At 64.5% G+C, this 13,419-nt stretch carries 11 protein-coding genes; 8 read left to right on the forward strand and 3 right to left on the reverse strand.

The annotated features are described in order from the left end of the window. Positions 1 to 8: 8 nt before the first annotated feature. Positions 9 to 1,919, reverse strand: coding sequence for a ShlB/FhaC/HecB family hemolysin secretion/activation protein (locus AB6802_RS06455; protein ID WP_371009178.1), 1,911 nt, complete (start codon positions 1,917 to 1,919; stop codon positions 9 to 11). Positions 1,920 to 2,157: 238 nt separating this feature from the next. Here AB6802_RS06455 and AB6802_RS06460 point away from each other — a divergent pair, with 238 nt between their 5' ends. Both AB6802_RS06460 and AB6802_RS06465 read left to right on the forward strand, forming a co-directional pair. Beyond that, positions 2,158 to 3,024 carry a hypothetical protein gene (locus AB6802_RS06460; RefSeq protein ID WP_371009179.1) on the forward strand — a complete coding sequence of 289 codons (867 nt, stop codon included), beginning with the start codon at positions 2,158 to 2,160 and terminating at the stop codon, positions 3,022 to 3,024. A 108-nt stretch (positions 3,025 to 3,132) separates the two neighbouring features. Continuing rightward, a complete protein-coding gene (locus tag AB6802_RS06465) occupies positions 3,133 to 3,996 on the forward strand; it encodes a hypothetical protein (RefSeq protein ID WP_371009180.1) in 864 nt (287 codons plus the stop codon). Positions 3,997 to 4,005: 9 nt separating this feature from the next. Here AB6802_RS06465 and AB6802_RS06470 read toward each other — a convergent pair whose 3' ends face one another. Then, positions 4,006 to 5,208 carry an ROK family protein gene (locus AB6802_RS06470; RefSeq protein ID WP_371009331.1) on the reverse strand — a complete coding sequence of 401 codons (1,203 nt, stop codon included), beginning with the start codon at positions 5,206 to 5,208 and terminating at the stop codon, positions 4,006 to 4,008. Between the two features lie 227 nt (positions 5,209 to 5,435). Here AB6802_RS06470 and AB6802_RS06475 point away from each other — a divergent pair, with 227 nt between their 5' ends. The 6 genes from AB6802_RS06475 (at position 5,436) to AB6802_RS06500 (ending at position 11,503) form a co-directional block, all read left to right on the forward strand. Further along, the gene (locus tag AB6802_RS06475) at positions 5,436 to 6,674 is read left to right on the forward strand and encodes an extracellular solute-binding protein (protein WP_371009181.1); all 1,239 of its coding nucleotides are present in this window, start codon (positions 5,436 to 5,438) and stop codon (positions 6,672 to 6,674) included. A 79-nt stretch (positions 6,675 to 6,753) separates the two neighbouring features. Then, positions 6,754 to 7,638 carry a carbohydrate ABC transporter permease gene (locus tag AB6802_RS06480; protein WP_371009182.1) on the forward strand — a complete coding sequence of 295 codons (885 nt, stop codon included), beginning with the start codon at positions 6,754 to 6,756 and terminating at the stop codon, positions 7,636 to 7,638. Continuing rightward, complete coding sequence (locus tag AB6802_RS06485) at positions 7,638 to 8,483, forward strand: carbohydrate ABC transporter permease (protein ID WP_371009183.1); 846 nt, start codon at positions 7,638 to 7,640, stop codon at positions 8,481 to 8,483. Before AB6802_RS06480 ends, AB6802_RS06485 begins: the two co-directional genes overlap by 1 nt. 2 nt (positions 8,484 to 8,485) lie before the next feature. Next, entirely contained in the window at positions 8,486 to 9,502 is a 1,017-nt protein-coding gene (locus AB6802_RS06490; RefSeq protein ID WP_371009184.1) for an SIS domain-containing protein, read from the forward strand. Continuing rightward, the gene (locus tag AB6802_RS06495) at positions 9,502 to 10,440 is read left to right on the forward strand and encodes a PfkB family carbohydrate kinase (RefSeq protein WP_371009185.1); all 939 of its coding nucleotides are present in this window, start codon (positions 9,502 to 9,504) and stop codon (positions 10,438 to 10,440) included. The genes AB6802_RS06490 and AB6802_RS06495 overlap by 1 nt, the downstream gene beginning before the upstream one ends. Then, positions 10,427 to 11,503: an ABC transporter ATP-binding protein gene (locus tag AB6802_RS06500; RefSeq protein ID WP_371009186.1), complete on the forward strand. Its 1,077-nt coding sequence runs from the start codon at positions 10,427 to 10,429 to the stop codon at positions 11,501 to 11,503. The genes AB6802_RS06495 and AB6802_RS06500 overlap by 14 nt, the downstream gene beginning before the upstream one ends. A gap of 246 nt (positions 11,504 to 11,749) precedes the next feature. Here the strand turns inward: AB6802_RS06500 and AB6802_RS06505 are convergent, their stop codons facing one another. Next, entirely contained in the window at positions 11,750 to 13,264 is a 1,515-nt protein-coding gene (locus AB6802_RS06505; RefSeq protein ID WP_371009187.1) for an aldehyde dehydrogenase family protein, read from the reverse strand. Positions 13,265 to 13,419 lie beyond the last annotated feature (155 nt).

Here is a 13,419-nt window from a genome sequence, read left to right on the forward strand (position 1 = left end):
TCATGCCCTCAGAACTGTATCGCGCCGCTCAGCGAGAAGCGATCGCTGTCGGACTGTTGGTCATCGCGGTGCTGCCGGCCCCATTCGAGGGTCAGGCTGGTGTTCGTGGGATCGCTTGCAAACGCCGTGCCGAACTTGACGCCAAGCCCGTAGGAAGCCCCGATGATGCTGGCGCTCTCGAGCGCCGTCGGCATTTCGAGACGCACTTCGCCGACAGCCCCGAACACATAAGGCGAAAGCTGGAGCACGCCGCCGGTGAACGGCACATACCAGGGCGTCGACAATTCGCCGCGAACCACATAGCCGGAATCGCCCTGCAGCGCGCCGGCATCGAAGCTCGACAGTCCGGTCGCACCGGCAAGGCCGATCTGCTCGGATTGCAGAAGCGGCTTGCCGAACGAAGTCTGCGCGCGGGCGAACAGATCGACGCCAAGATGCTCGGCGAGCGTCTGGCTGTAGCTTGCCGAGACCTCCAGCTTCTGGAACGTGGCGTCGGCGCCCTGGCGCGACAAGGGCAAGAGCGGCGTGGCATCGGCGGCCATGCGCGCGCCAAGGCCATCGATGCCGAAGGACGCGCTGACATTGCCGACAAAGACGCCGCCGAGCGGCGTGAACCAGGTGGCATCGGTGCCGAACCGGATGATACGCAGCCGGTCCTCGGCGATCGGCAGCGATATTGGCGTGACGGCGTTGAGATAGTCGTTCTGCGCGTCGAAGGAGAGCTCGCTGCTCACGGTCAGCGCGCGGCTGCGGATCCATGGATAGCGCAGACTTGCCGAGTAGCGTTCGAATTCGCTGCCGAAGCCGAGAGACCCTGGCTCGGCGTTCGGATTGGCGCGCGTACGGCTGGCCTCGAGGTTGAACGTCAACCCGTCATAGCCGATCGGCACGACGATGCCGGCCGCATAGTTGCGGTTGCGCGGGTCGCCGCTGAACAACCCGTTGTCGCCGTCGTTCGGATAGCCTCCGGCCCGCAGATAGACCAGTTCGCCAAGCCCGAGCAGCGAATTGAAATCGATGCCGACCCCGGTCGACCGGCGCTGCAGCGACGGCGACAGCGAATTGTCGAGTGTGACCTGCCCGCCGATCGGCCGGTATCTGCCGTCGACGACCAGCACGCTGGCGCCCCTGGCCGAGCCTGCCTTGAGCGTCGAGCGCAGCCTGGCGCCCGGCGTGTCGCCGGCCAGCAGGAGCTTGCACTCGATGACGGACAGCTTGACGCCTTTTTGGCCGACCAGTGGCGCCAGCGTCGCCTCGACCCTACCCCTTATCCGTTCCGGCAGATTGCTGGTGTCGATCTTTTCGAGAAAGCCGTCGACGACCACGAGCCGCAGCGTGGCGCCGTTGGCCAGCTTCTGCGCCGGCAACACGACCCGCACCAGCGCATAGCCGGCGCGGGCATATTCGGCCTCCAGTTCGCGCGCCGCGGCGAATATCTGCGCCGCGGTGACGGTGCGATGCGCAAGCACGCCTGTGATCTTGCGGGTCGCTTCCGCCATTTCGGCCAGTCCACCCTCGATATGGACTTCGGCAAGCTTCACTTTCAGCTTTTCGGCGCCGGCCGGTGCCTCCAACCCCTTGTTCTCGGGGATGGAGACACCTGCCGTGTCCGGCCCGGGTGGTGGCCGAAAAGTAGGTGGTGTGATCTGGCTGGCGGTCTGGGCGAACGCGCCCGCCGGAAGCCAAAGCCAGGCTGAAGCGGCGACGAGCACGACCGCGGCGCGAACGCAGCCATGCCGTCCGATGACGCCTGACCGGCGCCGGGCGCCTTGTCGGATGTTGCGGTTTTCGTCGGCCCGGAAGCCGGATCCGCCCATATGGATCACGCAGTCACTCTTGGTCCTGGGACAAAAGTCTCGCGCAAAAGCGTTGCCACCGCCGATGCCGTGCATCGAACGCCAGACCCTGTCCTGTTTCATTTTTCCCGGGAAGCGCTCCCCGCGGCCCCGATGGCTAAAACCCTATGCCCGCCCGCCGGGACTCGTCAATTTGCCGGCCGGACTATTATTGGGACGGGTTTTGCAAACCGATGCAAAGGGTTAGCCGGGAACATGCACGATGCTTGGTCGTTGTTCCAATGGGCAACTGGACACGACCGGCGAAGACTGGGAATCTTCCTTTGTGGTTGTTTTGGAATCGCATGGAGTACCGCAGGAAATGCCGCTGAGTGCCGAAAAGATCGCCAGTCATCCAGCCACTCTACGTGGTGTCCAGGAGCAATCACGCGCGCTCATCCATATCTACGAAACAAGTCCTCGGCTCGCAGCCGTCTTTGCCACCCAGCAGCGCTGGCTGCTCGGTCATGTCGGTCTTGCCATGCACTTTCGGCGCGACCCCAACGACCGCCGCACCGAGCTGACGACCGCGCGCTTCATTGAGGCCGTACGGCGTAATTCGGTGGCCAGCCGCAACACCGCCGAAGCCTTTCTCAAGGAGATGCTGCACTACAACATCGCCGAATATCTTTCGACGAGCGGCGACGGTCGCGCCCATCCCTTGCGACCGACTTCCGCCACCATCGAGACCTTCACCGGCTGGATTCATGCGCATTTGAGGACGCTCGACCGCGTCGATGGCGGGACCCGGCTGGCAACCTTCCTCGACCGGCCCGAGATGCTGTCCACCTTGCAGCCCTTGATCTGCGACGGGCTGTTGACGAGCGCCGGGGTACGGGAGCCAAGGCAGACCTTCTCGTTGTTTATCTGGCTAAACAACGGCGGAATCGTCATGGACTGGCTGATGTCCGGCATCGATCCGGAAGACGCCCATCTCGACAAGATTCCGACCAGCGTCATTTCGGTCAGCGAATTCGCGCATTGGCTCAAGCTCTCGCGCACCCATCTGTCGCGAAAACTCCATGATGCCGAGGCACTTGGCAGCATCGGCTGGGTCGGCCAGCGCGGCCATTCCGTGATGTGGGTTTCGCGCCAGTTCTTCGACGAATACATGGCGGTCCAGTCCGCCAAGCTCGCCATCGTCGACGTGGCCTTCGAGGCCTGTCTAGCCAGCTTCCCGCAACGCTGACCTCCACTCCGGTAGTACGCGCGAAAAACCGCTGGTTGTACTGGCGAGTATGCGTCGAAACTGCTATCGGCTTGCCTGTGTCATGGGACTTTGCGCGGGTTGTGGGGGATGGCGCTGAATTTCGAGGACATTGTGAGCCACCCCGGGCTGGGCGCTTACATCCAGGCGCAGGCACGGGCGATGCAGCAGGCCTATGAAGGGAACCCGCGAGCGTCCGCGGTCTTTGCCACCCAGCAACGCTGGCTGATGGCCCATATTGGTCTTGCCTTGCATTTCCGCAGGGACCCTAGCGACTACCGGAAGGAGATGACGGCGGCGCGTTTCGTCGACGTCACCGTCCAGCATCAGGTGGCGAGCCGAAATACGGCCCATGCCTTCATCAAGGAAATGCAACACTATCATTTCATTGAGGTCGGGCGGGCGGGCGACGACGGCCGTATTCGCCCGCTGCAAGTGCCCGCCATGACCTTGGAGCCGTTGATCGGCTGGGTCCTGATTCACCTGAGCACGCTTGATGCTCTTGATGGCGGCAAGCGGCTGGAAACATTCCAGGCGCGGCCGCAAATGCTGGCGCAGTTGCAGCCGCTGGTCGCGGATGGCCTGATTTCCTCCGTGCCGGTGCGCGAACCGCAACAGACTTTTTCACTGTTCACCTGGCTCAACAATGGCGGCGTCGTCATGGACTGGCTGATCTCCGGCGTTGATCCGGCGAATGCCGCCAACGAGCGCATCCCGACCGGCATTCTTTCCGTCGGCGATTTCGCCCGCTGGTTGAAGTTGTCGCGCACCCATCTTGCGCGCAAGTTGCGCGACGCCGAGACGCTCGGCAGCGTTGGCTGGCTCGGCCAGCGCGGCCATTCGGTCATGTGGATCTCGAACGAGTTCTACGGTGAATACGTAACGGCGCAGGCAGTCAAGCTCGCCATCATCGACGCGGCATTCGCCGCGTGCCAGGCGCAGCCGGCGAACTAATTCCCCAACCTACCCAGCCTTCAGAATGGCGGAGAAGCGCGGGTCGAAGGCCCGGCTGATCGGCTCGGCCGCCGCGCCCACGGCGATCGCCCAAGGGTCCGTGGTGCCAAGCTGCAGGCGCGGCAGGCGCCGTACAGGGCGATCGGCAATCGACGGCAAGAGGGGCTGCATCGCATCCAGCAGGCGGCGCGCCAGCGCTTCCGGGGCGCTGCTGGTGAGAATGACGGTCTGCGGATCGAAGATCGTCTCGATCAGATGCACGCTCCAGCGCAGGTCGCGGGCGGCGTCTTTGATCCAGTCCATGACCTTGGGGTCTTCGGCAAGCGCCAATTCGCCGATCTTCTCGTAGAGATTTGCCCCGGTCGGATCGAGGCCGAGATGCTGATAGAGCGAGGCCAGCGATGCGCGATGTTCGAGCGGCGTCGAGCCGGGACCGGCAGGCGAAAGCAACGCCATGCCGACTTCGCCGGCATTGCCGTTGCCGCCGCTGTAGAGTTCGCCGTTGAGGATAAGCCCGGCCGCGATGCCGTAGCCGACATAGAGGCAGACGGCGTGGTCGACGCCATGCGCGGCGCCGACGATGCGCTCGGCCGTCGCGCAAGCCGCGGCGTCGTTCTGCAGGCCGACATTCAGCCCGGTTCCGGCTGCAAGCGCCTCGACCAGCGGAAATTGCTGCCAGGCCGGCATCATCCATTTGTTGTCGGAGTTCTTCAGGCCGAACGGTCCCGGCATGGCAACGCCGAGCCCGACCAGCCGCGGCTCGGACTGCGCAAACAATCCCGCCAGCTCGCGCCTGACATCGGCAATCAGCGCAAGGATGATCGCCACGCCTTCCGACGGTTCGTCGAACGGCAGGCCCGCATTGGCACGGGCGATGACATTGCCGATGAGATCGACGACCACGACGCGGGTCAGATGCCGGTCGATCTGCAGGCCGATCGCAAAGGCGCCCTCGGGCACCAGCCGGTAGGGTGTGAAGGGCTGCCCCCTGCCCTTGCGCACGGTGCCCAGCGCCGCGACCAGGCCATCGCGCTCAAGATCCTCGATGATGTTGGAAACCGCCTGCTTGGTGAGCTGCGTCGCCCGCGCCAGGTCGGCACGCGAAAGCGCGCCGTTGAGCCGCAATGCCTCGATCATGACGCGGCGGTTGTGCGCGCTTGCGCCTTCCTGGTTGGTGCCGCTCTTGGCGCGGATCGGGCTGACGTCGTGCACCTTCATTTTCCCCTCTTGACTCCATTAAAGGATTGATCGACTAATTAAGTCAAGCGAATTGACTTAATGGTGAAGTCAGAGCGGTTTTGAGAAAAAAAGACGGCAGGCCAAAGCCTTTCGCCGCTAACCGCTCAGGCAGATCCGGTCACACGCGATATGGAATTCGAGGAAACGGCAGGTGCCTTCGCCGCCTCCTCCGAAGCTGTCGAAAAATGGGAGTAGTTGAAATGTTGAAATCTATCGGAAAGACACTTCTGGGCGCGGTGTTCGCGGGCGGGCTGCTTGTCCCTCACGCCTTCGCCGACACCACGCTGAACGCGCTGTTCATGGCTCAGGCCGCCTATAGCGAGGCCGACGTGCGCGCCATGACGGAAGCCTTCACCAAGGCCAATCCGGACATCAAGGTCAATCTTGAATTCGTCCCCTATGAAGGATTGCACGACAAGACGGTGCTCGCGCAAGGCTCCGGCGGTGGCTATGACGTGGTGCTGTTCGACGTCATCTGGCCGGCAGAATATGCCACCAACAAAGTGTTGGTCGATGTCTCGTCCAAGATCGGCGACGACATGAAGAAGGGCGTGCTGCCCGGTGCCTGGACCACTGTCCAGTATGACGGCAAATATTACGGCCTGCCGTGGATCCTCGACACCAAATACCTGTTCTACAACAAGGAAATCCTCGAAAAGGCCGGCATCAAGACGCCGCCGAAGACCTGGGAAGAGCTTGGCGAGCAGGCCAAGATCATCAAGGACAAGGGCTTGTTGAAGACGCCGATCGCCTGGAGCTGGTCACAGGCAGAGGCCGCGATCTGCGACTACACCACGCTGGTCAGCGCCTATGGCGGCGACTTCCTCAAGGACGGCAAGCCGGACTTCCAGAATGGCGGCGGCGTCTCGGCGCTGAAATACATGGTCGACAGCTACAAGTCGGGCCTCACCAATCCGAACTCCAAGGAATTCCTCGAAGAGGACGTCCGCAAGGTGTTCGAGAACGGCGACGCGGCTTTCGCGCTGAACTGGACCTATATGTACAACATGGCCAACGATCCGAAGGACTCCAAGGTCGCGGGCAAGGTCGGCGTCGTGCCGGCGCCTGGCGTTGCCGGCACCAGCGAAGTATCTGCCGTCAACGGCTCGATGGGCCTCGGCATCACCGCGGTGTCGAAGCATCAGGACGAAGCCTGGAAGTACATCGAGTTCATGACCTCGCAGGCGACGCAGAACCAGTACGCCAAGCTTTCGCTGCCGATCTGGGGATCGTCCTATGACGACCCGGCCGTCACCAAGGGCCAGGAAGAACTGATCGCCGCCGCCAAGCTCGGTCTCGCCGCCATGTATCCGCGGCCGACCACGCCGAAATACCAGCAGCTGTCGACCGCCCTGCAGCAGGCCATCCAGGAATCGCTGCTCGGCCAGACGACGCCGGAAGATGCGCTGAAGACAGCGGCGCAGAACAGCGGCCTCTGATCTGCCATTTCTCTGTGTGCGGGCGGCTTCATGCCGCCCGTGCTATTTCTGACCCGTTGAAGGAAGAGAGGCGCCCTGCATGTCAGGCACCTGGATGACGACTCGCGCGTGGCTCTTGATGCTGCCGCTGCTGGTGATCATGGTCGCAATTATCGGCTGGCCACTGGTCGATACCGTCCGGCTTTCTTTCACCGATGCCCAACTGGTCGGCACGTCGGGCAATTACGTCGGCCTCGACAATTACACCAACATGCTGATGGGCTCGAACTTCACCCGCACGCTGGCCACCACCACCTGGTTCGCGGTTGTGTCGGTTGCAGCCGAGATGGTGCTCGGCGTGCTGGCGGCGCTGTTGTTGAACCAGCAATTCCGTGGCCGCGCGGTGCTGCGCGGCCTGATGATCCTGCCCTGGGCGCTGCCGACGGTCGTCAACGCGACGCTGTGGCGGCTGATCTACAATCCCGAATATGGCGCGCTGAATGCGGCATTGACGCAGCTGCACATCATTGGCGACTACCGCTCCTGGCTGGGTGAGCCGGGAACGGCGCTGGCCGCGCTGATCGTCGCCGACTGCTGGAAGAATTTTCCGCTGGTCGCGCTGATCGCGCTGGCCGCTCTGCAAGCGGTGCCGCGCGACATCACCGCCGCGGCACTTGTCGACGGCGCCGGCCCCTTCAACCGCTTCCGCTTTGTCATCCTGCCCTATCTCGCCGGCCCGCTGATGGTGGCATTGGTGCTGCGCACCATCGAGGCCTTCAAGGTCTTCGACATCATCTGGGTGATGACGCGCGGCGGCCCGGCCAACAGCACGCGCACGCTGTCGATCCTGGTCTATCAGGAGGCTTTCTCCTTCCAGCGCGCCGGTTCCGGCGCCTCGTTGGCGCTGATCGTCACTTTGCTCGTCACAGTGCTCGCGGTCGCCTATGCGGCGCTGGTGCGCAAGACCGCGGGGAGTGCGGCCTGATGGAACGCAAGAACCCAGTCTTCACCGCTTTCATCTACATCTGCGCCATCCTGCTCGCTGCGCTCATCCTGGCGCCGCTGGCATGGCTCTTCATCATGAGCATATCGCCGGCCGCCGACCTCGCCGACAAACCGCTGCGCTGGTGGCCGCAAAGCGTCGACTTCTCGCGCTACGGGCAACTCCTGTCGACCGCCGAAAACAGCGCCGGCGCCGCCTTCACCGCGTCGCTGCGCAACAGCCTCGAGATCGCCGGCATGGCGACGCTTGCCGCGATCCTGCTCGCGGTGCCGGCCGGCTGGGCGGTCTCGCGTACGCCCTCGGTCGGCTGGTCGCTGTCGATGGTGATCGCCACCTACATGCTGCCGCCGGTGGCGCTCTCGGTGCCGCTCTATATGGGCCTCTCCTATCTCGGCCTGCTCAACAACGTCTTCGGCCTGGCGCTGATCTATCTGACCATCCTGGCGCCGTTCACCACCTGGCTGATGAAATCGGGCTTCGATTCCATCCCGCGCGAGATCGAGGCCGCCGCCATGATCGACGGCGCCGGACTGCTCCAGACCTGGCGCATCATCACTTTGCCGCTGGCAGCACCGGTGGTGGCGACATCGGCGCTGTTTGCCGTGCTGCTTGCCTGGGACGAGTTCTTCTACGCCCTGCTCTTCACCTCCGACCAGCGGGCAAAGACGCTGACCGTGGCCATCGCCGATCTCGCCGGTGGCCGCGTCTCCGACTATGGACTGATCGCCACCGCCGGCGTGCTGGCGGCCTTGCCGCCAGTGCTGATCGGCCTCGTCATGCAACGCGCGCTGATCTCGGGCCTCACCAGCGGCGGCGTGAAAGGATAATGATGACTGCAGAACGACCCCGCCCCTCCGGCCTCGTCGCGATCGACCGCGAGATGGCGCGCCAGCATCAGGACGCGCTCGCTTCCTTCAAGAGCAACAAGGATGCCGCCGCCAAGGTCGCGGCCTCGATCAGGCGCAACGGCAGGCTGATCCTGCTCGGCATGGGCGCTTCGCATGCCGTCGCCCGCGGCGTCGAGCCGCTCTATCGCGCGCATGGCATCGAGGCCATCGCCCTGCCGCTCTCGGAACAGCTCGGACAGAAGCTGCCGCTTGCCGGCAAAACGGTGATCGTCACCTCGCAATCCGGCGAAAGCGCCGAAGTCGTGCGCTGGTTCTCCGAAGCAGATCAACACGCCGACACTTTCGGCCTGACATTGGAGGCCGGCTCTTTCCTCGGCCGCACCGTGCCTTGCCTCGTCGGCGCCGGCGGCACAGAGCTTGCCTTTGCCGCGACGCGCAGCCTGACCGTGACCTTCGCCTTGCATCTCGCGATCCTCGCCGCGCTCGGCGAGGATCCTGCCGCAGCGCTGTCGGTACTCGAGGCGCGTGAAGCGGCTGCGATCGACGCCGCCCTGGCTGCCTTGGACAAGGTGCAGACTGTCGTCACTTCGGGCCGCAGGCTGCAGGGCGTAGCCGAAGCGCTGGCGCTCGGCCTGACCGAGCTGTCGCGCCTGCCATGCTATTCGCTCGAAGGCGGCCAGTTGCGGCACGGGCCGATGGAGATGCTGAGCCCGAAAATCGGCATCGTGCTGTTCCGCGGCGACGACCCGACCGCCGACCTCGTCACCGCCATGGCTGTTTCCGTGGTCGAGACCGGCGCGCCGCTGATCCTGTTCGACGCTTCGGGCAAGCCGCCGGTCGCCGGCGCGGTCACCTTGGCCTTCAGGCCGGCGTCGGGACTGGCGGCGATCTTCGCCATGCTGCCGGTCGCTCAGCGCCTGATGATCGCCTTCGCCGACGCTCGCGTCGACAACGCCGGGACGCCGGTGCGCACCACCAAGATCACGCGGAGCGAATGATGCGGCCGCTTGCAGTGATCGGCAACGTCAATGTCGACCTGATCGTCGGCCCGGTCGCGCCATGGCCGAAGGCCGGCACCGAGACCGTCGTCGACCACGACGATCTGCGCGTCGGCGGCCAGGCCGGCAACACGGCGCTCGCCTGGCAGGCGCTGGGCATCGATTTCGAGATCGCGGCCAATATCGGCGACGACCAGTTCGGCCGCTGGCTGGGCGAGGCCTTCGGCTCGCGCGCGCAAAAATGGCCGGTGTACCGCGAGGGCACGACCTTGTCGGTCGGCATGACCCATCCCGATGGCGAGCGCACCTTCTTCACCACGCGCGGCCACCTGCCGCGCTTCAGCCTGGGCGATGTGGTCTCCGTGCTGGACGGCGATCGGCTCTCCGGAGGCTACGCGCTGCTGTGCGGTTCGTTCCTGACCAATGACCTGACCCGGGACTACGATGCCTTCTTCGACTGGGCGGAGGCCCATCGCATCGCCGTTGCGCTCGATACGGGGTGGCCAATCGACGGCTGGACCGAGGCGAACTGCGCGGCCACCCGCGGCTGGCTGTCGCGGTGTGAACTCGCTCTCTTCAATGAGGTCGAGATGACGACGCTTGCCGGTCTCGATAACCCGGTGGAAGCAGCGCGCAAGATCCGCGACGGCATGCGGCAAGGCGCGACCGCCGTGGTCAAGCGCGGGCCCGATGGCGCGATCGCGATCGGCCCCGACGGCGAGCTTATCGAAGCCACCGCGCCGCGCGTGAAAGTGGTCGACACGATCGGCGCCGGCGATGTCTTCAACGCTGCCTTCCTGGCGGCACTGGCGCAGGAGCGGCCGCTGGGCAGCTGTCTTGCCGCCGCCATCCGGGTGGCCTCGCGCGCCATCTCAACCCTGCCCCGCGACTATAGCGGGCCGATTGCATTCGAGGACGTCGTCAATGAGCGCGCTTGAAATCCGTGACGTCCGCAAGAATTACGGCAGCGTCGAGACGCTGAAAGGCATCAACATCGCGCTGGAAAGCGGCGAGTTCCTGGTCCTGCTTGGATCGTCGGGCTGCGGCAAGTCGACCTTGCTCAACATCATCGCCGGTCTGGCCGAAGCGACCAGCGGCGACGTGCTGATCGGTGGCCGGTCAGTGCTTGGCGTGCATCCGAAGAACCGCGACATCGCCATGGTCTTCCAGTCCTATGCGCTTTATCCGAACCTGACCGTGCATCGCAACATCGGCTTCGGCCTGGAAATGCGCAAGGTTCCCGCGGCTGAGCGCGACAAGGCGGTGCATGAGGCGGCACGGCTTCTGCAGATCGAGAACCTGCTCGAACGCAAACCCGGTCAGCTTTCCGGCGGCCAGCGCCAGCGCGTCGCCATCGGCCGGGCGCTGGTGCGCAAGCCGCAGGTATTCCTGTTCGACGAGCCGCTCTCCAACCTCGATGCCAAGCTGCGCCTTGAAATGCGCACCGAGCTCAAGCGGCTGCACGAGATGCTGCAGACCACTGTCGTCTACGTCACGCATGACCAGATCGAGGCGATGACGTTGGCGACCCGCATCGCCGTGATGCGTGACGGCCGTATCGAACAGCTGGGCACCCCGGAAGAGATCTACAACAATCCGGCGACGCTCTATGTTGCTGGCTTCGTCGGCGCGCCGTCGATGAACATGCTGGAGGCGGTCGTCGAGGACGGCAAGCTTGCCATTGCGGGTGTTGATGCGCGCCTGGCGATCCCGGCCCGCTACGCAAAGGCTGCTCAAAACGGCGCGCTGGTCGTCGTCGGCGTGAGGCCCGAGGCGCTTCGCCTTGGCCAGGGCAACGATGCCGAGCTGTCGCTACCGGTCGAGATCGATGTTGTCGAGCTGACCGGCCCCGAGCAAGTCGTCACCGCCCGAGCCGGAACGCAGAAGCTGACGGCAACCCTGCCGCCGCAGGCTCGCCTCGCCAAGGACCAGTCCTGCGCGTTTGTCTTCGATGCGGAAGCGTTGCGCCTGTTCGATCCGGCAACCGGCAAGGCTTTCTGAGCAAGGGGATATCCCCCGCGCGGGAGATGCCGTCGCGTCGCCACGGCTGTAGACACGCCATGCTGCGCGCATTTGGCCGCATCGCAAAGGCGGGGATTCGCATGAAGAAGACCTACGAAAAGCCGACGTTGAACAGGCGTCAGAAACTGTCCGTCGTCACGGCCCTTTGCACGCCGTCGACCTGCGTACCCTGATACGTCTCGGGTAACCGGAAAACGGCGCCGCTTTGCGCGGCGCCGTTTCGATTCAGTCGATGTCGAACGACACGCCTTGCGCCAAAGGCAGAGCCTTCGAGAAGTTCACCGTGTTGGTGGCGCGGCGCATATAGGCCTTCCAGGCATCCGAGCCGCTCTCGCGGCCGCCGCCCGTTTCTTTCTCGCCGCCGAACGCGCCGCCGATCTCGGCGCCCGAAGTGCCGATGTTGACATTGGCGATGCCGCAATCCGAACCGTCGACACCGAGGAACCGCTCCGACTCCTGCAGGTCGCGGGTGAAGATCGACGACGAGAGGCCGGCGCCAACCGAATTGTGCTCGTCGAGCACGGCATCGAAGTCGGTATATTTCATCACATAGAGGATCGGCGCGAACGTCTCCTCAGTGACGGGAGCCACCTGCTTGGGCATTTCGACCAGCGCCGGATGCACGTAGTAGGCGTCCGGATGGCCGTTCTCGACGCGGGCGCCGCCGGTAATCTTGCCACCGTGGGCACTGGCTTCCTTCAGCGCCTTCTGCATGTTGTCGAAGGCTGCCTTGTCGATCAGCGGACCGACCAGCGCCTTGCCTTCCAGCGGATTGCCGACCGAAACACTCTGATAGGCTTTCTTCAGGCGCGGCAGCAAAGCGTCATAGACGCTGTCATGCACGAACAGGCGCCTGAGCGTCGTGCAGCGCTGGCCGGCCGTGCCCATGGCGCCGAAGGCGATGGCGCGCAGCGCCATGTCGAGGTCGGCGGTCGGGCAAACGATGCCGGCATTGTTGCCGCCGAGCTCCAGCACCGCGCGCGCGAAGCGCTTGGCAAGCCTTGGGCCGACCTCGCGGCCCATGCGGGTCGAACCGGTGGCCGAAACCAGCGGCACCTTCGGGTGGTCGACCATGACTTCGCCGACGACGCGGTCGCCGATCAGCACCTGCAGCAGCCCATCGGGCGCGTCAGTGCCAAAGCGCTTGGCGGCACGCTTGAAGATCGCCTCGCAGGCAAGCGCGGTCAGCGGCGTCTTTTCCGACGGCTTCCACACCACGGCGTCGCCGCAGACGAAGGCGAGCGCCGAATTCCACGACCACACCGCGACCGGGAAATTGAAGGCCGAGATGACGCCGACGACGCCAAGCGGGTGCCAGGTTTCCATCATGCGATGTCCGGGACGCTCGGTAGCGATGGTCAGGCCGTACAATTGCCGGGACAGACCGACGGCGAAATCGCAGATGTCGATCATTTCCTGGACTTCGCCGAGGCCTTCGGACGGGATCTTGCCGACCTCGATCGACACCAGCCGGCCGAGCTCATCCTTATGGGCGCGCAATTCCTCGCCGAGCAGGCGCACCAGTTCGCCGCGCTTCGGACCTGGCACCAGCCGCCAGGCCTGGAACGCCTTGTGCGCGGCATCGATGGCCTTGCCGGCATCGGCGGCCGAAATCGACTTCAGCGCCGCGATCTGTTCACCGGTCACCGGGCTGCGCACGATGAGATCGCCGCCGGTCAGCGCATCCTTGGCCACGCCCAGTTTCGCCAGAAGTTCGGCCGTTTCCTTCGCAATGGTCATTTTTATCCCTTTCAGATCCCGCCTCTCATAGGGCGGGCGTGGACGCCATGCGCCGTGTCCTGTCCGTGCCGAGGGGCACGCTTGGGCGCTTTCATGGCGTGGCATTACTCGTTTCAGGGAAAAACCGCCACCCCGGCATGGTCCAAGGCCGGAGC

This window comes from Mesorhizobium sp. RCC_202 (assembly GCF_041355295.1).
GTDB lineage: Bacteria > Pseudomonadota > Alphaproteobacteria > Rhizobiales > Rhizobiaceae > Mesorhizobium.